Raw genomic sequence first — 24,171 nt, 5'->3', positions numbered from 1 at the left:
ACGCGGCTCTCGCGCCCGGATATGAGACGCTTCCCATATGAGCGATCTCACGCCGCTGATCGAGGAGGCCTCGAAGAAGTCGGGGATGCTGTGGATCGCGTTGCCCGGCCTGCCGCAACCGAGGGCCGCCTGGCACATCTGGCACGAGGGCTCCGCCTATGTCCTCACCGGCGGCGAAGGCGAGCAGCCGCTGCCCGGCCTGCCCGAGGCCGAGCAGGTCACCGTGATCGTTCGCAGCAAGGACAAGGGCGGCCGGCTGCTGTCGTGGACCGCCGCCGTCAGCGAGGTCGAGCCCGGTGACGAACTCTGGGAGACCGTGGTGCCCCAGTTGGCCAAGGACCGTCTCAACGCGGCCTCCCACGGGGATCAGGCTGATCGCTGGGCGCGCGAGTCCTACGTCATGCGGCTCACCCCCACCGGCGAGGTGTCCGAGGCGCCCGGGAGCCAGCGCGACGACTACGCCGCAGTGCGGCCGGTACCGACGCCCGCGTCGACCGCCGGCAAACGGCCCTTCATGATCGGCGGCCGTCGCCGCCGCGCCGACCGCTGATCCCTGACCGGCGCGACCGATATCGATCAAGGATCGCCATACGCAGAGCTCCCGAAACCCTTGATCGACCCGACCGCCGAACCAGCGGTCACAGCTGTAGTTCCCGGCCTTCGGCGATGGGGCGTAGCTTGTCGGGGTTGGCGACGAGATGGATCGTCTGCGCGCGGCCGTCGGAGTCGACGTCCACGGTCACCGTGCCGAGCAGCCGGTGCGGGCCCTTGATCAGTACGCCCGGCACCCCGTTGATCTCCGCGAGCTCCAGCCGGATGTCCTCGGGCGCGACTCCGTCATAGGGCCGCTCCGCCACGGCCGCGAGCCAGCGCGCCACCCTCTCCGCACCCGTCATCGTACGGAGCGCTGCGCGCACCTTGCCGCCGCCGTCGGTCCACAGCGTGACGTCGGGAGCGAGCACCTCCATCAGCTCGTTGAGGTCGCCGCCGAGGGCCGCCGCGAAGAACCGGTCGGTGGCCTGGCGGCGCTCGGCCGCGCCCGTCTCGAAGCGCGGCCGGCGCGCCTGCACGTGCTCGCGGGCGCGGTGGCCGAGTTGCCGGACCGAAGACTCCGACCGGCCGAGTGCCTGGGCGATCTCGCCGTGCGGGAAGCCGAACACCTCCCGGAGTACGAAGACGGCGCGCTCCAGTGGGCTCAGCGTCTCCAGCACGACCAGCATCGCCATCGACACCGACTCTGCCAACTCCACGTCCTCGGCCACGTCAGGGGCGGTGAGCAGCGGTTCGGGCAGCCACGGTCCCACGTACGACTCCCGCTGGACCCGCGCGGACCGCAGCCGGTCGAGGGCCAGGTTGGTGGCGATCCGGACGAGATAGCCCTTGGGCTCGGCGACGTGGGACCGGTCCGCCGAGGTCCAATTCAGCCAGGCGTCCTGCACCACGTCCTCGGCGTCGGCGACCGTGCCGAGCATCCGGTAGGCCACCGCGAAGAGCAGATTGCGGTGGTCCTCAAAGACCTCGTTCATGTGCGTCCTCCTTCTCCCTTGAACGACGGGACGCCGCGGCCGGATGTGACATCCGCGCGGAACCGGCCGGGGCTGCGGGAGCGCTCCGGTGCCTCCACGGTGCACGATCATCGGTAATCTCGACCCTATGACCGGATTCCCGGCACGGGTCTTCATCGCCCGGCTCGCCGGAGTCGCCGTCTTCGACCCGGCCGGCGATCAGGTAGGGCGGGTGCGCGACGTCGTCGTGGCGCTGCGCGACGGTGTCAAGCCGCCGCGCGTGCTCGGGCTGGTCATCGAGGTTCAGCCGCGCAGATCGGTGTTCCTGCCGATCACCCGCGTGACCACGATCGACGCCGACGCCATCATCTTCGACGGGCGTCTCAACGTGCGCCGCTTCCAGCAGCGCGCGTCCGAGACGCTGGTGATCGGCGAGGTGCTCGACCACACGGTGGAGCTCATCGAGGACGGCGAGACCGTATCGGTGGTCGACGTGGCGATGGAGCAGTCCCGTAACCGCGAGTGGCTGGTCACCAAGGTCGCCGTCCAGCGCGGCGGGCGTGCCATGGGCGGCCGCCGCGCCCGGCTGGGCCTGCGGCGGCGTGGTGAGACCTTCGTCGTCGACTCGGCCGCCGTCCGCGGCCTGACCGTCGTCGAGGAGGGGCAGGGAGCGCAGAACCTGCTCGCCATATTCGAGCGGACCAAACCGGCCGACATCGCCGGGATCCTGCACGAACTGCCCGCCAAGCGACGGTCCGAGGTGGCTGTGGCGCTCGATGACGAGCGGCTCGCCGACGTCCTCGAGGAGCTGCCCAGGAGCGATCAGGTCGCGATCGTCGGCGGGATCGATCCCGATCGTGCCGCCGACGTCCTCGATGTGATGGACCCGGACGCCGCCGCCGACCTGCTCGGCGAGCTGCCGGCCGAGCAGCGTGAGCGGCTGCTGGCCCTGATGGAGCCCAAGGAGGCGGCTCCGGTACGCCGGCTGCTGTCCTACCCCGACGACACGGCCGGCGGCATGATGACCACCGATCCGGTGACCGTGCCGCCGGACGCGACCGTGGCCGAGGCTCTCGCGCAGATCCGCAACCCGGATCTGAACCCGGCACTGGCCGCCCAGGTGTACGTGTGCCGCCCGCCGGTCGAGACGCCGACAGGTCGATATCTCGGGCCGGTGCATTTCCAGCGGTTGCTGCGCGAACCCCCCTCGTCGCTGGTCAGCGGCATCCTGGACACCGAGCTGGCACCGTTGCGGCCGGCCCTGTCGCTGACGACGGTGGCGAGCTATCTGGCCACCTACAATCTGGTCTCGGTGGCGATCGTCAACGAGGCCGGGCAGCTGATCGGCGCAGTGACGGTGGACGACGTCCTCGACCATATGCTGCCGGAGGACTGGCGCGAGAACGTGATGGAGAGCGACACCGACGAGACGGGCGACCCGGAAGAAGAAGCCGTACGGAGCGAATCATGAAGGCACGACTGGATCAGCCGATCGAGGTCCGCCGGACGATGCTGCCCCAGGCGCACTACGACCCCGAGTCCTTCGGCCGGCTCTCCGAGCGGATCGCGCGTTTTCTCGGCACCGCCCGCTTCCTCGTCTACATGACCGGGTTCGTCATCGTGTGGATGGGCTGGAACAGCCTGGCACCGGCCGACCTGAGGTTCGACCCCTTCCCCTTCATCTTCCTGACGCTGGCGCTGTCGCTTCAGGCCTCGTACGCGGCGCCGCTGATCCTTCTCGCGCAGAACCGGCAGGGCGACCGCGACCGCGTGCAGTACGAGCAGGACCGGGCGCAGAACGAACGGTCCGTCGCCGACACCGAGTACCTCGCCAGGGAGATCGCCGGGCTGCGGATGGCCCTGAACGAGGTCGCCACCCGTGACTTCCTGCGCTCGGAGCTGCAGCAGTTCCGCAGGGAACTCGACGGCGACCGCGCCGCGACCGGCGCCTATCCCACCTGACCGCGATCAGGTCCCTGACGCCGACCCGGCGGTGGGTCACGAGGCGACCGTGGGGGCGTGCGGCAGATCACGCGATCGCGACGCGGCACAACCTCCATGACGCGGGTCACTGCCGGCGGATTAGTCGGGTTCGCAGTTGACTCCTTACCATGGACGCATGGCCTCCTCACTCACCGTCGAGACGGTGACCTCCGCGCTCGCGACGGTCAACGACCCCGAGATCCGGCGCCCGATCACCGACCTCGACATGGTCAAGAGCGTCGACATCGCGGCTGACGGCGCGGTGCACGTCGGGATCTTCCTGACGGTCGCCGGCTGCCCGCTGCGCGACAAGATCACCAAGGACGTCACGGCCGCCGTGTCCAAGCTGCCGGGGGTCAGCGCTGTACGGGTCGAGCTCGATGTGATGAGCGACGAGCAGCGCAAGGGGCTGCAGCAGAAGCTGCGCGGCGGCGAGCCCGCCAAGGAGATCCCGTTCGCCAAGCCCAACTCGCTCACCAAGGTCTATGCCGTGGCGAGTGGAAAGGGCGGCGTCGGCAAGTCCTCGATCACCGTGAACCTGGCCGTCGCGATGGCGACCTCGGGGCTCAAGGTCGGGGTCGTGGACGCCGACATCTACGGCCACTCGGTGCCTCGGATGCTGGGCGTGACGGGCACCCCCACCAAGGTCGAAGACATGATCATGCCGCCGTCCGCGCATGACGTGAAGGTCATTTCGGTCGGCATGTTCACGCCGGGCAACACCCCCGTCGTCTGGCGCGGGCCGATGCTGCACCGCGCGCTGCAGCAGTTCCTCGCCGACGTCTACTGGGGCGACCTCGACGTCCTGCTGATGGACCTGCCGCCCGGCACCGGTGACATCGCCATCTCGGTGGCCCAGTTGCTGCCGTCCGCCGAGATCCTCGTGGTCACGACTCCACAGCAGGCGGCCGCCGAGGTCGCCGAGCGGGCCGGGGCCATCGCCGCGCAGACCCACCAGCAGGTCGCCGGCGTGATCGAGAACATGTCGTACCTGCCCTGCCCGCACTGCGGCGAGCACACCGAGATCTTCGGTTCCGGCGGCGGCGAGCAGGTGGCCGAGGCGCTGACCACGACGCTGGGCGCCCGCGTGCCGATGCTCGGCCAGGTGCCGATCGACGTGCGCCTGCGTGAAGGCGGCGACAACGGGCAGCCGCTGGTACTGACCGACCCGGACGCCCTGGCCGCCAAGGAACTGCGCACGATCGCCGACAAGCTGGCCGTCCGCTCCCGTGGTCTCCTCGGCCGTCAGCTGGGCATCAGCCCCATCCGCAAGGGTTGAGCCGACACCGCCGCTGAGCCGCGGCCGAAGCGCGGCCAGGCGTGGTCGGGAAAGCGGCCGGACGTGGCCACCGCGATCGGGGCTACGTCGCCTCGGGGTCGAACGGCGGGCGCTTGCCGTAGTCGAGGGTCGGCGCCGCCTGCGCGGTCTCGAGGCCGCCGCCGAGGTCGTCGGCCGCCTTGAAGTCGTCGTCGAGATCGTCGAACAGATGCTTTCTGACGAAGTTCTTCGGGTGCAGGTCGGTGACGTCGAAGTCGGCGAACTCGGGGCCGAGACCCTCTTTGAGATCACGCTGAGCGGTGTTGGCCAGCTCGCGCAACTGCCGGAGGGCCCGCCCGGCCTGGCTTGCGGCCTTGGGCAACCGATCCCCGAAGATCACCAGGGCGAGCACGACAAGAACCAGCATCTCGCCCAGTCCGACGTCGAACACCCAATCCTCCACGGGGGCCTGAGGGGGGCCGGCCATCCGGTCCGGCCCCCCAAGCGTATCCTCGGCGCCGGTTAACTCGAACTGAACATCAATCCGTCTCGCCGAGCGTGACCTCGACGGTCTGCTCGGCGCTGCCGCGCTTGTAGGTGAGCTTCACCTTGTCGCCGGGCGCGTGACTGCGGATCATGGCGAGCAGGTCGTCGGGACCGCCGACCGGCTTCCCGTCGAAGGCGGTGATGATGTCACCGGCCTTCAGCCCCGCCCGCTCGGCCGGGCCGCCCTTGATCAGCGGCGGCTCGCCGGTCTGCCCTCGCTGCGCGATGCGCACGCCGCTGCCCTGGTACTGAATGTCCATCGTGGCGCCGATTCTCGCGTGCGTCGCCTTGCCGCTGTTGATGATCTGCTCGGCCACCCGCTTGGCCTGGTTGATCGGGATGGCGAAGCCCAGGCCGATGCTGCCGCCCTGGCCCTGGCCGCCGAAGCCGCCGCCCCCGCCGAGCGTGGCGATCGCGGTGTTCATGCCGATGACGCGGCCCTGCGAGTCGACCAGGGGACCGCCGGAGTTGCCGGGGTTGATGGCGGCGTCGGTCTGGATGGCGTTGAGCACAGACGAGTCGCCGCCCTCACGGTTTGTGGGCACCGCCCGGTTCACCGAGCTGACGATGCCCGTGGTGACCGATCCCTGCAAGCCGAGGGGCGATCCGATCGCGATGACGGAGTCGCCGACCGCGATGTCGTCGGAGTTGCCGAGCTGGAGCGCCGGCAGCCGGTTGGTGGTGGCCGGCTTCAGGACGGCGACGTCGGAACTCGGGTCGCGCCCGACGACGGTGGCCGTGGTTTTTGTCTTCTGGTCGTTGAAGACGACTTCGAGATTGCCGCCGACGGCCGGGGCGACGACGTGGTTGTTGGTGATGATGTAGCCGTCCCGGACGATGAAGCCGGTTCCGGCCCCGCTCTCGCCGTTGCCGCCCTGCACCTTGATCATGACGACGCTGGGCAGCAGCCGCTGGGCCACGCCCGCGACCGTGCCGGCCGGGCGGCTCTTGCCGCCGGGGTTGCTGGACGTGCCGCCGAGGTCGACGGAGCCGCCGGCGGTGTCGTTGCCACCGGTGGCGATCACACCCACGCCGGCTCCGACCGCTCCGGCGACGAGCGCGACAACGAGCGCCACGAGGGCGAGCACGCCGAGGCCGGGGGCGCCGCGTGGCGGTGCGGGCGGTGATGGGGCGGGCGCCCAGTTCGGTCCGTTGCCCGGCCCGCCGAAGCCGGCCGGCGGCGCTCCGTGCGCCATCGGCGGCGCCCCGGGGGGCGGCGGGCCGCCGAACGGCGTCCTGGCCGGCGGCGGCGCGGGGTGCTGTGGCGGCCAGCCGAAGGGCGGCGTACCGGCTGGATCCTGGTCATGAGGTACGAAAGCGGGCCGCGGCGGCCGGGGCTGTTCGAGGCCGACGGGCTGGTCGGCCGGCCCCGAGACCAGCAGTTTGTCCGCCGGTGGCGGCGGAGGCTGCTCAGCGGGCGCGTCCGGCGGGGCGAATCCCCACTTCTCGGCCGAGGCGTTGTCGGTCCGCGGCGCCTGCTGGTCCTCTTCGTTCGACGGCGTGCCGACAGACCCGCGGTTGTGTTCCGTCATCCCCGTCTCTCCTTGCGAGCGTGATTCCTCGTCCTATGACCATGGTGCCGGGCACGGCATGTGGTGAGCATAAGACCTTCCGCGACCGGGGCGCGTGATGCCGCAACCCTGTCAATCAAAGGGATTCAGCCGCCGGAAGCCCCGGCCGAGGCGCTGCCAGAAACCGGCCCCGCTCCGGGGCATTGCGGCCGCGATGGCGTCGGAGGTCCCCTCGGGGGCGTCCGCCAGCACCGTGTAGACGTATCCCCCGTTCTCCCACACGGCCCATCGGTGGAGGGCGTCCTGCTGGAACACCGTACGTCCGGCGGTGATCTTGCGATGCCAGCGGGCGAACCGTCGCTCGTCGAGCCGGCCCCGCTGGACGAACACCGACACCATCGACAGGCCGTCGGAGTAGCTGAGATGCACGACCTCACCGGACCGCCGGGCCTCCCGGAGGCTGAGCCCGCCGGGCAGCCCCTCAGGGAGCGCCCAGCCGTGATCACGAAGATCGCCGAGCTCGGCGGAGGCGAGCGGGCGCCCGGGCGGCGGGGATGCGTCGGGGCGCTCGCCCGAGGTGCCCGAGGTGCCCGCCCCCGGCCGGATGACGCTCAGCGAGCGGAACCCCGTGACGTTGGCGACCCGTCCAACCGGGTCGAGCAGTTCTCGGTGCAGCATCAGCCCGGTGTCGCGGTCGATCCAGAACCGGCCGGCCGCCGAGCCGTCGGGGCGGCGGGCCTCGATGACGTGCGCGGTGCGGCCGCAGATGGAACCGTCGTCGGCACGCACCACCGAGTAGTTCCGGGCGAGCAGGTCCAGCATGGACCCGCTGAAGCCGCCGAGCCCGCCGTGGACCTCCTCGACACCGGCCTGCCGGGCGTCCGAGCGCCGGTCGACGGCTCTGCCCCGCACGAAGGTCCCGGTCCCGAGATTGTGCGCCACCCGCTCCTGCGCGGTGGCGGGGGCCCCGCGACTCCAGGTCGTCGTGGTCTGCGTGCCCTCGTACGTCGTGGTACGGGCCGCACCGGCCGCGTCGCCGAGCATCTTGAGCGCGTCGGGATCGCTGCCGGGCCTGCGGGCGGCGATCGCGTCGCCCGCGGTCACCAGCGAGAGCAGGAGCACCGCGGCCGCGAACCCACCCACCACGAGGTTGTGGGCCGGGCCGTCGGCCGGCTGCGCGGCGGGTGCGGGGCGGCGCGACGGTGTGCTCACCCGAGTCGCGATGTGCGACCTCTGTCCGCGGGCCAGGCGGGTGCGGCGCATTTCTCCCTCGGAAGGTCGGTCGGTCTGGTCACGCCTCGTACGCGGAGCGTCAAGGTCCGACAGGAGGATCTCGGAGCACGGTCGGATCGGCGATCGACACATCGCCGGCCGTCAACGCGTGGTCGACCGCGAACTGCTCCAGGGCGGGCGTGACCGGCGGCAGCCGCTCGGGCTGGGCGCCCGCGGCGAAGGACGCCCCCACGCCGAGCACGGCGAGCGTCGCCGCGCCCGCGATGAGATAGCGGCCGCGTGGCGCGTCCCGGCGGGCGGCCACGGCGGGCGCGCGCAGAGCCCCTCCGGCGGGTGCGCGGCGGCCGGGGCGGCGAGTGCGCCGGCGGCGTACGGCCGGAGACGATGACCCGGTTCGGGCCACCGAAGATCCGGTGCGCGCGGACGTGGTGCCTGACGGGTCACCGAAAGGGCCCGGCCGGGTCGGGTCGCCCATGGCGTCGAGACGGTGGAGGAGGCCGGGAGCCGGATCCGCTCCCCGCAGCGCGCGCAGCTGGCTCTTCAGCCGGCGCAACGCCTCGGCCTCGGCCCGGCACTGCTCGCAGGCGGCGAGGTGGGCCAGCGCGCGGTCGCGCTCATCGTGCCCCAGCTCGCCGTCGACCAGTGCGGTGAGGCGCTCCCCGAGATGGCTCACACGTCTCCCCTGTACTTCATCTGGCCTCGGTGGAAGTCGCCTCCGCCGACGCCTCCAGGTGCCGGCGCGGCGCCCGGTGGCCGAGCGCCGCTCGCAGCTGTGCACGCCCCCGATGGATGCGGCTGCGAACGGTGCCGAGCTTGACCCCGAGCGTCGCGGCGATCTCCTCGTACGACAGTCCTTCGATGTCACAGAGCACGACCGCGGCGCGGTACTCCGGCGTCAGCGCGTCGAGCGCGGACTGGATGTCGGCGTCGAGGTTCCGGTCGTCGTACGCCTGCGCGGGTGTGGGCTCGCGGCCCTGCAACCGCTCGGCGGCGTCGTCGCCCAGCCCCTCGAAGCGGATCCGCTGGCGACGGCGCGCCATGTCGAGGAAGAGGTTGGTCGTGATGCGGTGCAACCAGCCCTCGAACGTGCCGGGCGTGTAGTTGGACAGGGAGCGGAACACCCGAACGAAGACCTCCTGGGTGAGGTCTTCGGCGTCGTGCTGGTTGCCGGTCAGCCGGTAGGCCAGGCGGTAAACGCGCGCGGAATGCTCGCGCACGACCTCGTCCCACGTCGGAGGCGTCCATGCGGCCTCTGGCGCATGAGCGCGGTCTCCCAACTTGCCTCCAGCCCTCAGGCGGGGGACGACCCCCGCCACTCCACTGCATGTAAGCGCTGCCACCACCATGGTGCCGTGTGTTCCTCTCTACGCCGCGCGTCGGTACGACATTGGTCTCGCCTGGGCTGGGGCGGTTATGACCGTCGCTTCATTGAACGCCACAGAACGCGCCATCGTTCCCACGCAGCGATAAGGTTCCCCCAGCAGGCTCGTGGCCCTGAGGAGGCAGCCATCGACGAGGTTCAGCGGCGGGGCCCGGATCTGAACCTGGCCTACGTGGAAGATTTCCTCCCCGAGGACGAGGCGCTGGTGACCGCCCGCCGCAACGGCGAGGAGGTCGGCGCGGTGCCCATCGGCCCGGCCGGAGGGGCGACGTTGCGCTTCCTCGCCGCGATGCTCGACGCCCGCACCATCGTCGAGGTCGGCTCGGGGTGCGGCGTGTCGGGCATCTGGCTGCTCCGCGGCATGCGCAAGGACGGCGTGCTCACCAGCGTCGACGTGGAGCTCGAACACCAGCGGCTGGCCAAGCAGGCCTACGCCGACGCCGGGTTCTCCAGCTCCCGCACCCGCATGATCGTCGGACGTGCCCTCGATGTTCTTCCCCGGCTCACCGACGGTGCCTACGACCTGGTCTTCTGCGACGCGATGAAGCGGGAGTACCCCGACTACCTGACGGCGGCGCTGCGGCTGCTGCGGCCGGGCGGGGTCGTCGCCTTCGACAACGCGCTGTGGCACGACCGGGTGGCCGATCCCACTCAGCGCGACGCCGACACCGTGGCGATCCGCGAGGTGGGGCGGCTGGTCAGGGACGAGGAGCGGCTGATGCCGCTGCTGCTCCCGGTCGGCGACGGTCTGCTGTGCGCCCTGAAGCTCGAGTAACGCCGGAGTGATCGACGAGCGGCGAGGGGCGAGGAGCACCGGGCGATAATTCGGTGGCGAAGTGATGGGGCCGCGTGCCTATCCTTGCCGGTTGTGAAGTCGTTCGCCGCTCAGCGTGCCCGTCTGCCTGAGCTGATGCTGCGTGACCGGCACAGGTTGCAGCGCCGGATCGACGGCGCGGGCAAGGTGCGCGATCCCTCGAAGCGGCAGGCGATCGCGGCCGAGATCGCCTCTGACATCGACACGGCCGAGCGGCGGATCGCGCGGCGCCGCGACGTCGTGCCCTCCGTCACCTATCCGCCGGCCCTGCCGATCGCCCGGAAGAAGGACGAGATCCTCGCGGCGATCCGCGATCACCAGGTCGTGATCGTCGCCGGCGAGACCGGCTCGGGCAAGACCACCCAGCTGCCGAAGATCTGCCTGGAGCTGGGGCGGGGCGTGCACGGGCTGATCGGGCACACCCAGCCGCGCCGGCTGGCCGCCCGTACGGTCGCCGACCGCATCGCCGAGGAGCTCGAGACCCCGCTGGGCACGGCGATCGGCTACAAGGTGCGGTTCAGCGACCACTCGGGCGACGACACGCTGGTCAAGCTGATGACCGACGGCATCCTGCTCGCCGAGATCCAGAGCGACCGGCTGCTGCGGCAGTACGACACCCTCATCATCGACGAGGCGCACGAGCGCAGCCTCAACATCGACTTCATCCTGGGCTATCTGAAGCAGTTGCTGCCGAGGCGCCCCGACCTCAAGGTCGTCATCACCTCGGCGACCATCGATCCGGAGCGCTTCTCCCGCCACTTCGACGGCGCCCCGGTGATCGAGGTGTCCGGCCGTACGTATCCGGTCGAGGTCCGCTACCGGCCCGTCGTCGAGGACGCCGAGGATCGGGACCAGATCCAGGCGATCACCGACGCGGTCGGCGAGCTGTGCGCCGAGGGGCCTGGCGACATCCTGGTCTTCCTCAGCGGCGAACGTGAGATCCGCGACACCGCCGACGCCCTGACCAAGCACTTCACCCGGGCGGGAGCGGCGTCCGGCACCGAGGTGCTCCCCCTCTACGCGCGGCTGTCGACGGGCGAGCAGCACCGGGTGTTCCAACCACACCGCGGCCGGCGGGTCGTGCTGGCCACCAACGTCGCCGAGACGTCGCTGACGGTTCCCGGGATCAAGTACGTCATCGACCCCGGCACCGCGCGCATCTCCCGCTACAGCCACCGGCTCAAGGTCCAGCGGCTGCCCATCGAGGCGATCTCGCGGGCCTCCGCCGACCAGCGCAAGGGACGCTGCGGCCGCACCTCGGACGGCGTCTGCATCCGGCTCTACGACGAGGACGACTTCGCCGGCCGGCCCGAATTCACCGATCCCGAGATCCTGCGCACCAACCTCGCCTCGGTGATCCTGCAGATGACCGCGCTCGGGTTGGGCGACATCGCGGCGTTCCCGTTCCTCGAGCCGCCGGACCGGCGCAACATCAAGGACGGGGTCGACCTGCTCCACGAGCTCGGCGCCCTCGACCTCGGCGAGCAGGACGTCCGCAGGCGGCTGACGTCGACGGGCCGGAAGCTGGCACAGCTGCCCGTCGACCCGCGGCTGGCGCGCATGGTGCTGGAGGCCGACGCCAACGGCTGCGTGCACGAGGTACTGGTCATCACCGCGGCGCTGTCGATCCAGGACCCGCGCGAGCGGCCGTCCGACCGGCAGCAGGCGGCCGACCAGCAGCACGCCCGCTTCGCCGACAAAGAGTCGGACTTCATGTCCTTCCTCAACCTGTGGCGCTACCTGCGGGAACGCCAGGAGGAACTGTCGTCGAGCCAGTTCCGCCGGTTGTGCAAGGCCGAGTTCCTGCACTACATGCGCGTACGGGAGTGGCAGGACCTGTACGGCCAGCTGCGCCAGGTCGCCAAGGACCTCGGCTTCACCGTGAACAGCACCCCCGGCGACCAGCAGAAGGTGCACGCGTCGCTGCTGGCGGGCCTGTTGTCGCACATCGGGCTGCGCGATCCGGAGACCCGCGACTATCTCGGGGCGCGCGGCGCCCGGTTCGGCGTCTTCCCGGGGTCGGCGCTGTTCAAGAAACAGCCGCGCTGGGTGATGGCGGCCGAGCTGGTCGAGACCTCCCGGCTGTGGGCACGGGTCGCCGCGAAGATCGAGCCGGAGTGGGTGGAGCCGCTCGCCGGGCACCTGGTGAAGCGCTCCTACAGCGAGCCGCACTGGGAGAAGTCGCAGGGCGCGGTGATGGCGTACGAGAAGGTGACGCTCTACGGCGTGCCGATCGTCGCCTCCCGCAAGGTCGGTTACGGGCGGATCGACCCGCCACTGTCCCGCGAGCTGTTCATCCGCCACGCGCTGGTCGAGGGCGACTGGGAGACCCACCACGCGTTCTTCCACGAGAACCGCAGGCTGCTGGACGAGGTCGAGGACCTCGAGCACCGGGCCCGGCGGCGCGACATCCTGGTCGACGACGAGACGCTGTTCGGCTTCTACGACGAGCGCGTGCCCGCCGACGTGGTCTCCGGCCGGCACTTCGACGCCTGGTGGAAGAAGGCCCGCTCCGAGCAGCCGGATCTGCTCTCCTTCGAGAAGACGATGCTGATCAACGCCTCGGCGGGCGACGTCAGCGAAGAGGACTACCCGGACGTCTGGCGGCACGAAGGCCTGGAGCTGAAGCTGACCTACCAGTTCGAGCCGGGCGCGGACGCCGACGGGGTGACGGCGCACATCCCGCTGCCGATTCTGAACCAGGTGACCGCCGACGGGTTCGACTGGCAGATCCCCGGCCTGCGTGAGGACCTCGTCACCGCGCTGATCCGGTCACTGCCCAAGCCGATCCGGCGCAGCTTCGTGCCGGCGCCCAACTTCGCCAAGGCGGTGCTCCAGCGGGTGACGCCCCGGCGGGAGCCGCTGCTGGACGCCGTCGAACGCGAGCTCCACCGGATGGGCGGCGTCGCGGTGTCGCGCGAGGCCTGGGAGCTGGACCGGGTGCCCGACCATCTCAAGATCACCTTCCGGGTGGTCGGCCGGCGGGGCGGCACGGTGGCCGAGGACAAGGATCTCGACGCGCTCAAGCGGCGGCTGAAGCCCAAGATGCGGTCCACGCTCGCCCAGGCGGCGAGCGGGCTGGAGCGCGAGGACCTGCGCACGTGGGACTTCGGCACGCTTCCGCAGGTGTACGAAGGGGGTGCCGGAGGCGAGGGCTCCGCGCAGGTCAGGGCCTACCCGGCGCTGGCCGACGAGGGCGGCAGCGTCGCCATCCGCACCTTCGGCACCGAGGCGGAGCAGCGGCACGCCATGTGGACCGGCACCCGGCGACTGCTCCTGTTGAACGTCCCCTCCCCCGTGAAACTCGTCAACGCGCGGCTGAGCAACCAGGCCAAGCTGGCGCTCAGCCACAACCCGCACGGCAACGCGGCGGCCCTGCTCGAAGACTGCGTCGCCTGCGCGGCCGACAAGCTGATCGACGAGGCGGGCGGGCCGGCGTGGGACGAGAGCGGCTTCACCCGGCTGCACGACAAGGTACGGGCCGACTTGCACGATGTGACGCTCGACACAGTGGGAAGGGTCGAGCGCGTCCTGGCCGCCGCGCACCGGATCGAGATGCGGCTGAAGGGCACCAAGAGCCTGGCGCTCGTGCCGTCGCTCACCGACGTCCGCACGCACCTGTCGGGACTGATCTTCCCCGGCTTCGTCACGGTGACCGGATGGCGCCGGCTGCCGGATCTGCTGCGTTACCTGCGCGCCATCGAGCACCGCCTGGACAAGCTGCCGGACAATCCGGGGCGCGACCGGCAGCTGACGGCGCAGGTCGAGCGGGTGGTGGCGGCCTGCCGGCCGGTGCTCGACCGGACGCCGCCGTTCGACGGCGCCGAGCGCATCCGCTGGATGATCGAGGAGTTCCGGGTGAGCCTGTTCGCCCAGCAACTCGGCACGCCCTATCCGGTCTCCGAGAAACGTGTTCTCAAGGCACTGGACGAGATCGCTCGTTGATCCCCTGGCGGGGCGACATGACAGATCAAGACGGATCCACGACACTGCCACAGTGGTCTAGGCAGGCGGTAGATTGCGGACTCGGCTTCTTTGAGCCGATTTCACACGGTCTTTAGCCTCAGGCTGACAGGGTGTGTGTGCTCCGCAGTGTCCGTCGAGCCGAAGCAGTGAGGAACATGTCTGAGGATGACAAGCCCCGCGGGGAACCCGCCGTCAAGGCGAAGCTGCCCAGCAGGCGCGACATAGCCCGCAGCGAGTTCACTCCGCATGGCATCGGCGGCCGAAGCAGGAACCGGCCGTCGGCGATGACGGCCGCCAAGGCGAAGCGGCGGCAGCGCCTGCTGGCGGGTGCCCTCGTGGTCGTGGTGCTGGCGTCGACCGGTGTCGGGATCTTCATCGCCACCCGGCCCGAGCCGGCCATCGAGGTCACCGGCAAGTTCGGCCAGGCGCCGAAGGTCGTCATCCCCAAGGAGGTCGTGCAGCCCACGGCGCTCCAGCGGAAGACCTTGATCACCGGTGCCGGCGGCGCCAAGGTGGCCGATGGCGACGTGAGCTTCGTCAACGTCGACAGCTATGTCTGGAGCGGCAAGGGCGTCAAGAAGCCGCTGGACTCGACCTACAAGAACAAGAAGCCCGTCCCCCTGCAGCTCAACGAACAGGTCCTCCCCGGGTTGAAGAAGGGCCTGGTCGGCCAGACGGCCGGCAGCCGGGTCCTGGTGCAGGTCCCGCCCAAGGACGGCCTGGGCGCGCAGGGCAACCCGCAGGCCGGGATCGGCGGCACCGACACCCTCGTGTTCATCGTCGACATCGTGTCCACGATCTCCAAGACCGCCGCCGCGTCCGGCACGGAGCAGCAGCTCGACGACTCGAAGCTGCCCACGGTGACGGCGGGCGAGGTCGGCAAGCAGCCGTCCGACCTGAAGATGCCCAAGAACGACCCGCCGAAGGACCTCGTGTCCAAGACCCTCATCGAGGGCTCGGGCCCGGCGCTCGCCAGCGGCCAGGTCGTGGTGGCGCAGTACAAGGGCCAGCTCTGGCGCAACGGCAAGGTGTTCGACGCGAGCTGGAAGAACGGATCGCTCTTCCTGTTCCCACTCGGCGGACAGGGCGCGATCAAGGGCTTCACCACCGGATTGACCGGCAAGAAGGTCGGCAGCCGGGTCATGCTGGTGATCCCGCCCAAGGACGGCTATGGCAAGCAGGGCAGCGGCGAGATCAAGGGGACCGACACCATGGTCTTCACGGTGGACATCGTCGGCGCGGCCTGAGCCGTCCGGCCCGGAAGATCGCAAAGCGGAAACCGCACAATGACATATCGCACGGCATAAGCCCCACGCGACTCACGCGGCGGACGGCGACCGGCAATTACCGGTCCGGACCGGCCGTCCGCCGCGGAATCGCCCGCGCCACAAGGACAACCGGCCCGCCCCCTCGGCCGTCCTGATGTAGAGGCTGATAGTTACGGTTTCAGCGCGGCCGGACGAGCAGACCCCCTGAGGTATCGTACGGTAACGAACGGGTCACGGGGGGCGTGTGAGCAGCGACGACGAAGACGCGGTGGGCGGTCGGCCCACCGTGGCGGACGACGACGGCACCGACCGCACCAAGGCGATGGCAAGGGTCGAATCCGACGTCGCCGACGATGCGGACTCACGGGCGGGCTCCCCCGCGTCCGGCCCCGGCGACACACCGGGCGAGCCGGAACATAACGACACCGAGGCCGAGCCGCCGAGCGCCGAAACCCAGCCCGACGACACCCCGGCCGACGACTCCTCCGTGGACGAAGGGTCTGCCGCCGGCACACCCGCCGACGTCGATGACACGCCCGCCGACACACGCCACGGCACACCCCACGACACAGCCGACGACACGCCCGTCGACGGCATCCCCGTCGGCGACGTACGGACGGACGGCTCCTCGGGCGGGCAGGCCTCGACCGACACGGCGCCGATCGCGATGGCGGGCGGCCTGCCGCCAGGGCGCAGGCCGCCCGCGAAGCGGCCGCGCGGCCGGTTCGCGCGCTACGCGCGGCGCACCGGGCTCACGATGCTGGGCCTCGTCGGCTTGGGCGTTCTCGGCTTCGCGATCGCCTATCTGCTGACCCCGATCCCGTCGGCGCAGAGCGGCGCCAAGGCCGAGGGCTCGGTGTTCTACTACGCCGACGGCAAGACGGTCATCGCCAAGCAGGGCACCAACCGCGTAGTGGTGCCGCTCTCCTCGGTGCCGGCGCCTGTACGGGCGGCGGTGATCTCGGCGGAGAACCGCAGCTTCTACAACGACCCCGGAGTCTCGCTGACGAGCACGACCCGGGCGCTGTGGTCGACCGTCTCGGGTGAGCAGGTCCAGGGCGGGTCCACGATCACTCAGCAGATGGTCCGCAACTACTACAGCGGGCTCAGCCAGGAGCGCACCGTCTTCCGCAAGCTCAAAGAGATCATGGTCGCGTTGAAGGTCGGCCGGGAGAAGGACAAGGACTGGATCCTCCAGCAGTACCTCAACACGATCTACTTCGGCCGCAACGCCTACGGGATCCAGGCGGCGGCGAAGGCCTACTACAACACCGACGTCAAGAAGCTCACCCCCGAGCAGGGCGCCTACCTGGCGGCGGCCATCCAGTTGCCGTCGTACTTCGCCGATCCCTACGGCGACAAGCGCGCGCCCGCCGAGGCGCGCTGGCGGTACGTCATTGAGGGGATGGTCCGGCTCGGCGCCGTCACGCCCTCCGACGCGGCCGCGATGAAGTTCCCCGTGCCGCCGGAGCAGAAGCACACCGACGTCCTCAAGGGCCAGGTCGGCTACATGATGGACACCGCCAAGGCGGAACTCGAGGCCCGGGGATACGCCGAGGACGAGGTCAACAGGGGCGGCCTGAAGGTGGTCACCACCTTCGACAAGAAGCTGATGGACGCCGCCGCGCGGGCGGTCAACTCCAACGTCCCGGACGACACCTCCAAGAACGTGCTCACCGGGCTGGTGTCGATCAATTCGGCCAACGGTGAGGTCGAGGCGTTCTACGGTGGCCGCGACTACCTGCAGCGGCAGCTCAACTCGTCGTTCGGCTCCTACGCCCAGGCGGGTTCGGGGTTCAAGCCCTACGTCCTGGCCGCCGCGCTCGATGACGGCCTGGGCCTCGACACCACCGTGAACGGCAGTTCCCCGCAGACGTTCAACAACGTGAGCCTGGAGAACAACAACAACACGAGCTACGGCATGGTCGACCTGGTCACCGCCACCCAGCAGTCGATCAACACGGCCTACATCAACCTGGGGCAGGAGGTCGGGCTCGACAAGGTCACCGCCATGGCCGAGAAGCTCGGCATTCCCGAGCGGCAGCTCACCGCGAACAGCGCCAACACCTCACCGACCTTCCCGCTGGGCACGGTGTCGGTGAGCCCGCTGCAGCAGGCGAGCGCCTACGCCACCTTCGCCGCGGAGGGCGTCCACCACCAGCCGCACGTGATCAAGTCGATCACCCGGCCGGGCGGCAAGCCGGAGAAGATCACCGACAAGGGCACGCAGGCGTTCTCGAAGGGCGTCGCGCGTGACGCCACCTACGCGATGTCCAAGGTGGTCGAGGCCGGCACGGGCACCGCCGCCCAGTTGTACGACCGCGAGGTCGCGGGCAAGACGGGCACCACCACCAAGGGCCGCGCCATCTGGTTCAACGGTTTCATCCCGCAGATGGCCACTTCGGTGGGGATCTTCCGGACCGACAACAAGCCGCTGGAGATCCCCGGTTACGCCATCTACGGCGGCGTGCTGCCGGCGCAGATCTGGCGTTCGTACATGGCCGAGGCCACCCAGGACATGCCGGTGAAGAACTTCGCCGGGCCCACCGTCTCGAACAGGATGCCGCGCGACACCGCACCGGCGACTCCCCGGTCCACCGAGAGCACCAAACCCACGCCCACCGCGCCGCCCGAGTTCGAGCCGTCAGAGGAGCCCGTCGAGCCCGTTCCGCCACCCGAGGAGGAGCCGTATGAGCCGCCGATCGAGCCGCCGCCCGGCACGACCGAGCCACGTCCGCGGCTCGTACAGCCTCCTCGCGCCGAACCTCGTGGCGGCCACGCGCCCTGAGCGGGGCCGCCATGAGGTTCGGGTCGGATCCGGTTCAGGTTCGGGTTCACAGCCAGCCGGGGACGACGAGGATGGCCCAGGTGGCGATCGGGGCGAGCACCACCATGCTGAAGCCCCATCGCATCAGGCCCTTGTAGACGTCGTCCCTGCGGTCCTCCGGCGAGTTCGCCACCACGAGCGCGCCGCTGGTCGAGAACGGGCTCGAGTCGACCACCGAGGACGAGATGGCGAGAGCGGTGATGAGCCCGACCGCGCCGACCGCGTCGCCTCCGGTGAGGAACGGAACGGCGAGCGGGATGAGCGCGCCAAGGATGCCGGTCGTCGAGGCGAACGCCGACACCGCACCACCGATGAAGCAGATGATGAGCGCGGCGAGCAGCGGAGCCCCGATGGTGGCGACCTCGTCGCCGAGCCACTTGATGGTGCCGAGGGTCTCCATGACGCTGACGTACATCACGATGCCGCAGACGAGCAGTACGGTCGGCCAGGCGATCTGGTTGACGGCGTCCTTGGCCGAGGTGGGCGAGATGAGGGTGAGCACCGCCGCCACCGTGATCGCCACCATGCCGACGTTCAGGTCGAAGAACAGGGCACCGATGGCGAGGGCGAGCAGGCCGACCAGCGTCAGGCTGCGGTCGCGGTCCAGCGAGACCGCTTCGTAGACCCCGGCCGGTGAGGTGGTGACGGTCGCGACCCCGCCAGTCGCGGTCGCGGCCGGGCTCTTCGGGGCCGCGGAGCCCGCCGGCTCGGCGTCGCCCGGCGTGTCACGGGTCTCGGCCGCCTCGGCCTTGCCCGCGGTGTCGTCGACGAGGTCCTCGGCGCGCCGGCCGAGCAGGTCCTTGCCGCCCCAGAGGAAGAAGACCACCACGCTGATGGCGAGGTTGAAGAAGAACGACGCGAGGAACAGCAGGGTGGGGTTGCCGGGCAGGCCGGCCTTCTCGACCACGCCGTTGGTGATGCCGCCGAAGATGCTCATCGGCGAGAACCCCCCGGCGCTCGCCCCATTGATGATCATGAGGCCCATCAGCAGCGGGTTGATCTTGTAGCGGACGGCGAAGCCCATGCCGATCGGGGCGATGATGGCCACCGACGCCGGGACCACCGCGCCGATCGCGGTGAGACAGGCCGTGACCAGGAACATGATCCAGGGGATCAGTCCCACCCGCCCGCCGACCGCCCGGATGGCCGCGTGCACGAGCCAGTCCACGGTGCCGTTGTTCTTGGCGATGGCGAACAGGTACGTGACGCCCGCGAGGATGATGAACAGGTCGCCGGGGAATCCGGCGAAGATCTCGTCGGTGCGCTCACCGACGTCCGACCCGTCCAGCGCGATGATGCCCAGAACGAAGGCGGCGACGATGGCGAGCGCGCCCAGGTTGATCGGCCGGACGGTGGCCAGGAGGAAAATGCCGACGAGGATCAGGATCGAGACGATTTCTACGGACATACAGCCTCCCGGAGCAGGGGGTCGGGGAGTTCGCTGGCACGGGCGACGGCAGAGGTAGGTTTCCGGAATGTGAAAGCCGTGTTCCGTTTTGGGAGTATGAGGTACCTCACATCCCATGGTCAAGACCCTGCCGCCGACCTCCTTCCGACACCGGGCACGGGACCGGGCGACCGAGTCCGGCCCTGACGAGGCCTGTTGATCATTCTTGGCGCTCTATCGACAAGGCATCCATATTTCGATATAAAGTTTCCGTATCATGGACTATCGATAACGACTTGGTCACGAGAGGCGCCTCTCCGGATGACGCACACTGGTCGCCACTTTCTGCAGATCCCCGGCCCCACCAACACTCCCGATCGGGTGCTGCGCGCCATGGCGGCGCCGACTCTCGACCACCGCGGCCCCGAGTTCGCGGAGCTCGCGGGCGAGGTCATCGACGGCATCCGGCCGGTGTTCGGCACCACGCGGCCGGTCGTCATCTACCCCTCGTCGGGTACGGGCGCCTGGGAGGCGGCCCTCGTCAACACGCTGAGCCCGGGTGACCGGGTGCTCTGCTTCGAGACCGGCCACTTCGCGACGCTGTGGCAGGAGATGGCACGGAACCTGGGCCTCGACGTCCAGGTGATCCCCGGCGACTGGCGGCACGGCGTCGATCCGCAGCGGGTCGCCGACGAGCTGACCGCCGACACCGAGCGCGCCGTCAAGGCCGTGCTCGTCGTGCACAACGAGACGTCCACGGGCGTGACGAGCCGCGTCGCCGAGGTGCGCGAGGCGATCGACTCGACCGGGCACCCGGCGCTCCTGCTCGTCGACACGATCTCCTCGCTCGGCTCGATCGACTACCGCCACGACGAGTGGGGCGTCGACGTCACGGTGGGCGGATCGCAGAAGGGGCTCATGCTCCCGCCGGGCCTCGGCTTCAACGCCGTCAGCGAGAAGGCGCTGGAGGCGTCCGAGACGGCGAAGCTGAGCCGGTCGTTCTGGGACTGGCGGCCGATCCTCGCCGCCAACGAGAAGGGCGCCTTTCCCTACACCCCGGCGACGCACCTGCTGTACGGCCTGCGCGAGGCGCTGCTCATGCTCCAGGAGGAAGGGCTGCCGAACGTCTTCGCCCGCCACCAGCGGCACGCCGAGGCGACCCGGCTCGCGGTGCGCGGCTGGGGCCTCGAGGTGCTGTGCGCCGACGAGCGCGAGCACTCCGGCTCGCTCACCGGCGTGATCGTCCCGGCGGACCACGACGCCGACAAGATCCGCGCGGTCATTCTCGACCAGTACAACATGTCCCTCGGCGCCGGTCTCGGCAAGCTCGCCGGCCGGGTGTTCCGCATCGGGCACCTCGGGGACTTCAATGACCTGATGCTCGCCGGCACGCTCGCCGGCGTGCAGATGGGCCTGTCGGTCGCCGGCGTGCCCGTCGATCCCAGCGGCATCAACGCGGCGCTCCAGCGTCTTCAGCTCCCATGACGCGGCCGGCGGTCCAGGCACGGGACCTGGAGCACGACCTCGGCGGTGAGATCGAGGGCGAGGTTCGGTTCGACGACTACACCCGCCATCTGTTCTCGCGCGACGCGAGCATGTACGCGATCACGCCGCTCGGCGTGGTGTTCCCGCGGCACGCGGACGACGTCGCCGCGGCCGTCGCGGCGGCCGAGCGCCACGGCGTGCCGCTGGTGCCGCGCGGCGGCGGTACGAGCCTCGCGGGCCAGACCGTCGGGCCCGGCCTGGTGCTGGACCTGTCCCGGCACATGAACCGCATCATCGAGATCGACGCCGAGGCACGTACGGCACGCGTACAGCCCGGGGTGGTGCAGGACGAGCTCAACGGGGCGGCGGCGCCGCACGGGCTGATGTTCGGGCCGGACACCTCGACCAGCAACCGCGCCACGATCGGCGGGATGATCGGCAACAACTCCGCGGGCAGCGGGTCGGTGCGCTACGGGATGACGATCGACCATGTCCGCGAGCTCGACGTCGTGCTCTCCGACGCCTCGACGGCCCACTTCGCCCCGATGTCCGAGGCCGAGCGCGCCCGCCGCGCCGGGCTGCCGACGCTCGAAGGCCGCCTCTACCGCGAACTGCCCGAGCTGCTGGCGGCGCACGAGTCGGCGGTCGCGGGCGGGTTCCCGCCGTACTGGCGGCGGGCGTGCGGCTACCGACTGGACCGGCTCGCCGGTGACGGGCCCTTCGACCTGGCGAAGTTCGTCGTGGGGTCCGAGGGCACGCTGGTCATCGCCACCGAGGCGGTGGTCGACCTCGTCCCGAAGCCGCGCCGCACCGTCATCGCGGTCGGCCATTTCACCTCGACGCTCGCCGCCATCGCGGCGACCGAGGACGCCATGGCCTGCGACCCGTCGGCCGTGGAGCTGATGGACCGCACCATCCTCGACCTGTCCCGCAGCAAGATCGAGTACGCCGAGCTGGGCACGATCCTCGAGGGCGACCCGGACGCCCTGTTGTTCGTGTCGTTCAGCGGTGACGACGACGAGGAGCTCCTCGCCCGGCTCGACCGGCTGACCGCCCTGTGGTCGAAGCACGACCACGGCTATCACACGCTGCGGGCCGAGACCCCGGCCCAGCAGGGCGCCCTGCTCAAGGTCCGCAAGTCCAGCCTCGGCCTGCTCATGGCGGCGGGCACCGGCTCGCTCCGCCCGCTCGCCTTCGTCGAGGACACCGCGGTCGACCCGAAGCACCTCGTCGACTACACCGCGCGGTTCAAGGAGGTCCTCGACAAGCACGGCCTGACGGCGGGCTTCTACGGGCACTGCTCGGTCGGCTGCCTGCACGTTCGGCCGTTCGTGGACGTCAGCAAGCCCGACGACGTGCGTACGATGCGCAGCGTCGCCGAGGAGATCAAGGACCTGGTCAAGGAGTACGGCGGGGTCAACTCCAGCGAGCACGGCGACGGCCTCGCGCGCAGCGAGTTCAACCGCGAGATCTTCGGTGACGAGCTGTACGAGGCGATGCGGCAGGTCAAGCGCATCTTCGACCCCGATGACCGGATGAACCCCGGCAAGATCGTCGACGCGCCCGCGATGACCGAGCACCTCCGCGACGCCGCGTTGCCCCCGGCGCCGCCGATCCGCACCCGGCTGACCTTCGAGGTCATCGGCGGCAGCGGGCCCATCGGCGCGGCCGCCGGTGCCGGTTCGTCCGCCGCCTCGGTGAGCGGCATGCGCGACGCGGCCGACCGGTGCATGAACATCGGGCTGTGCCGCAAGAGCGCCACCGGTGCGATGTGCCCGTCGTACATGGCGACCCGGCAGGAGGAGCACGCCACGCGCGGCCGTGCCAACGCGCTGGTCAAGGCCCTGTCCGAGCCGGACCCGGCCGCGGCGCTCGGCGGCGAGCGGCTGCACGAGATCCTCGACCTGTGCCTGATGTGCAAGGCGTGCAAGAGCGAGTGTCCGCTCGGGGTCGACATGGCCGCCCTCAAGGCCGAGGCGCTCTCGCACAAGCACGACGCCCACGGCGTGCCACGGCGCTCCCTGGCCTTCGGCCGCATCCGCACTCTCAACCGGCTTGGCTCGGCCACGGCCCCCCTGTCCAACCTGCCGGTCGGCGTACGGCCCGTACGCCGGATCATGGAGCGTCTGATCGGCATCACCGCCGAGCGGCCGCTGCCCAGGTTCCAGCGGCGGAACCTGGTCCGCTGGTTCCGCCGGCGCCCGGCCGGGTCCGCAGGCGCGACGGTCGGCGCGGCCCCGCTCGGCGAGCTGACGTTCCTCGCCGACTCCTTCACCACGTACACCGAGCCGCTGATCGGCCAGGCGGCGATCGAGCTGCTGGAGCAGGCCGGCTGGAAGGTACGGCTGGAGAGCCGTGGCTGCTGCGGCCGCGCCGACTACTCCAAGGGCCTGCTCGACAGCGCCAAGGACAAGGCCGGCTCGCTCGCGGCGCTGCTGGTCTCGTCGGCCGAGCCGGGGTCGCCGATCGTCGGATGCGAGCCGTCGTGCGTGCTGACGCTGCAGGACGAGCACACGCGCCTGCTGCCCGACGACCCGAACGTCCGCGACGTCGCGGGGCGGGTGCGCCAGGTCGAGGAGCTGCTGGTCGAGGCGATCGACGCGGGACGGCTGACGCTGCGCGAGTCGTGGCTGTCCGGGCGCCGGGTCCTCTACCAGGGGCATTGCCACCAGAAGGCCGAGGTCGGCACGGCCGCGACGGTGGCGCTGCTGCGCCGCCTGCCGGGCGTCGAGGTCGTCGAGCTGGACGCCGGATGCTGCGGCATGGCCGGGTCGTTCGGCTTCGAGGCCGAGCACTACGACCTCTCGATGACCGTCGGGAACGACCGGCTCTTCCCGGCCATCAGGTCCGCGGCCGACGGCACCGTGATCGCCGCCACCGGCGTGTCCTGCCGCCAGCAGATCCACCACGGCACCGAGCGCACCGCATGGCATCCGCTGGAACTCGTGAAGGAGGCGTTCACCGCAGCCGAGGAACCGGCCCGACGCGGCGACTAGACTTCTGCGAT

Annotated in this window: 17 protein-coding genes; 10 read left to right on the top strand and 7 right to left on the bottom strand. The window is 70.4% G+C overall.

Annotated features, from left to right (window positions below; translation table 11 throughout):
• The first annotated feature begins 37 nt into the window (after positions 1-37).
• Positions 38-550, top strand: a complete 513-nt coding sequence (locus HKK74_RS35150; RefSeq protein ID WP_187247738.1) for a hypothetical protein — start codon at positions 38-40, stop codon at positions 548-550.
• An 88-nt stretch (positions 551-638) separates the two neighbouring features.
• On the opposite strand, the gene HKK74_RS35145 is transcribed toward HKK74_RS35150, so the two are convergent.
• The gene (locus tag HKK74_RS35145) at positions 639-1,526 is read right to left on the bottom strand and encodes an RNA polymerase sigma-70 factor (protein ID WP_187247737.1); all 888 of its coding nucleotides are present in this window, start codon (positions 1,524-1,526) and stop codon (positions 639-641) included.
• A gap of 127 nt (positions 1,527-1,653) precedes the next feature.
• On the opposite strand from HKK74_RS35145, the gene HKK74_RS35140 reads away from it, so the two are divergent.
• From HKK74_RS35140 to HKK74_RS35130, 3 genes are all read left to right on the top strand, one after another.
• Positions 1,654-2,976 (top strand): magnesium transporter MgtE N-terminal domain-containing protein, encoded by a 1,323-nt coding sequence (locus HKK74_RS35140; protein WP_187247736.1) that lies wholly within the window; start codon positions 1,654-1,656, stop codon positions 2,974-2,976.
• The gene (locus HKK74_RS35135; protein ID WP_187247735.1) at positions 2,973-3,467 is read left to right on the top strand and encodes a DUF1003 domain-containing protein; all 495 of its coding nucleotides are present in this window, start codon (positions 2,973-2,975) and stop codon (positions 3,465-3,467) included. The genes HKK74_RS35140 and HKK74_RS35135 overlap by 4 nt, the downstream gene beginning before the upstream one ends.
• 157 nt (positions 3,468-3,624) lie before the next feature.
• Positions 3,625-4,767: an Mrp/NBP35 family ATP-binding protein gene (locus HKK74_RS35130; protein ID WP_187247734.1), complete on the top strand. Its 1,143-nt coding sequence runs from the start codon at positions 3,625-3,627 to the stop codon at positions 4,765-4,767.
• 82 nt (positions 4,768-4,849) lie between these two features.
• Here the strand turns inward: HKK74_RS35130 and HKK74_RS35125 are convergent, their stop codons facing one another.
• The 5 genes from HKK74_RS35125 to sigE all read right to left on the bottom strand — a co-directional run bounded on the left by HKK74_RS35125 (position 4,850) and on the right by sigE (position 9,376).
• On the bottom strand, positions 4,850-5,197 hold the full coding sequence (locus tag HKK74_RS35125; protein WP_187247733.1) for a sec-independent translocase: 348 nt from the start codon (positions 5,195-5,197) through the stop codon (positions 4,850-4,852).
• An 88-nt stretch (positions 5,198-5,285) separates the two neighbouring features.
• Positions 5,286-6,824: a S1C family serine protease gene (locus HKK74_RS35120; RefSeq protein WP_187247732.1), complete on the bottom strand. Its 1,539-nt coding sequence runs from the start codon at positions 6,822-6,824 to the stop codon at positions 5,286-5,288.
• A 111-nt stretch (positions 6,825-6,935) separates the two neighbouring features.
• Positions 6,936-8,015 (bottom strand): sigma-E factor regulatory protein RseB domain-containing protein, encoded by a 1,080-nt coding sequence (locus HKK74_RS35115; protein ID WP_187247731.1) that lies wholly within the window; start codon positions 8,013-8,015, stop codon positions 6,936-6,938.
• Between the two features lie 100 nt (positions 8,016-8,115).
• A complete protein-coding gene (locus HKK74_RS35110) occupies positions 8,116-8,709 on the bottom strand; it encodes an anti-sigma factor family protein (RefSeq protein ID WP_187247730.1) in 594 nt (197 codons plus the stop codon).
• Positions 8,710-8,725: 16 nt separating this feature from the next.
• Positions 8,726-9,376, bottom strand: a complete 651-nt coding sequence (gene sigE, locus HKK74_RS35105; protein WP_312882093.1) for an RNA polymerase sigma factor SigE — start codon at positions 9,374-9,376, stop codon at positions 8,726-8,728.
• A 213-nt stretch (positions 9,377-9,589) separates the two neighbouring features.
• Between sigE and HKK74_RS35100 the strand changes: the two genes are divergently transcribed.
• From HKK74_RS35100 to HKK74_RS35085, 4 genes are all read left to right on the top strand, one after another.
• On the top strand, positions 9,590-10,192 hold the full coding sequence (locus HKK74_RS35100) for an O-methyltransferase (RefSeq protein ID WP_187247728.1): 603 nt from the start codon (positions 9,590-9,592) through the stop codon (positions 10,190-10,192).
• Positions 10,193-10,327: 135 nt separating this feature from the next.
• Complete coding sequence (gene hrpA, locus HKK74_RS35095) at positions 10,328-14,176, top strand: ATP-dependent RNA helicase HrpA (RefSeq protein WP_187247746.1); 3,849 nt, start codon at positions 10,328-10,330, stop codon at positions 14,174-14,176.
• Between the two features lie 176 nt (positions 14,177-14,352).
• Positions 14,353-15,444, top strand: coding sequence for an FKBP-type peptidyl-prolyl cis-trans isomerase (locus HKK74_RS35090; protein WP_187247727.1), 1,092 nt, complete (start codon positions 14,353-14,355; stop codon positions 15,442-15,444).
• A gap of 265 nt (positions 15,445-15,709) precedes the next feature.
• A complete protein-coding gene (locus tag HKK74_RS35085) occupies positions 15,710-18,253 on the top strand; it encodes a transglycosylase domain-containing protein (RefSeq protein WP_187247726.1) in 2,544 nt (847 codons plus the stop codon).
• Positions 18,254-18,299: 46 nt separating this feature from the next.
• On the opposite strand, the gene HKK74_RS35080 is transcribed toward HKK74_RS35085, so the two are convergent.
• Positions 18,300-19,700 carry an SLC13 family permease gene (locus HKK74_RS35080; protein WP_187247725.1) on the bottom strand — a complete coding sequence of 467 codons (1,401 nt, stop codon included), beginning with the start codon at positions 19,698-19,700 and terminating at the stop codon, positions 18,300-18,302.
• Between the two features lie 300 nt (positions 19,701-20,000).
• Between HKK74_RS35080 and HKK74_RS35075 the strand changes: the two genes are divergently transcribed.
• Entirely contained in the window at positions 20,001-21,164 is a 1,164-nt protein-coding gene (locus HKK74_RS35075) for a pyridoxal-phosphate-dependent aminotransferase family protein (RefSeq protein ID WP_187247724.1), read from the top strand.
• A complete protein-coding gene (locus tag HKK74_RS35070) occupies positions 21,161-24,160 on the top strand; it encodes an FAD-binding and (Fe-S)-binding domain-containing protein (RefSeq protein ID WP_187247723.1) in 3,000 nt (999 codons plus the stop codon). The genes HKK74_RS35075 and HKK74_RS35070 overlap by 4 nt, the downstream gene beginning before the upstream one ends.
• The last annotated feature ends 11 nt before the right edge of the window (positions 24,161-24,171 follow it).

This window comes from Actinomadura alba (assembly GCF_014323705.1).
GTDB lineage: Bacteria > Actinomycetota > Actinomycetes > Streptosporangiales > Streptosporangiaceae > Actinomadura_C > Actinomadura_C alba.
Note: the sequence above shows the minus strand (reverse complement) of the source record. Positions and strands in the feature narration are given on the sequence as shown.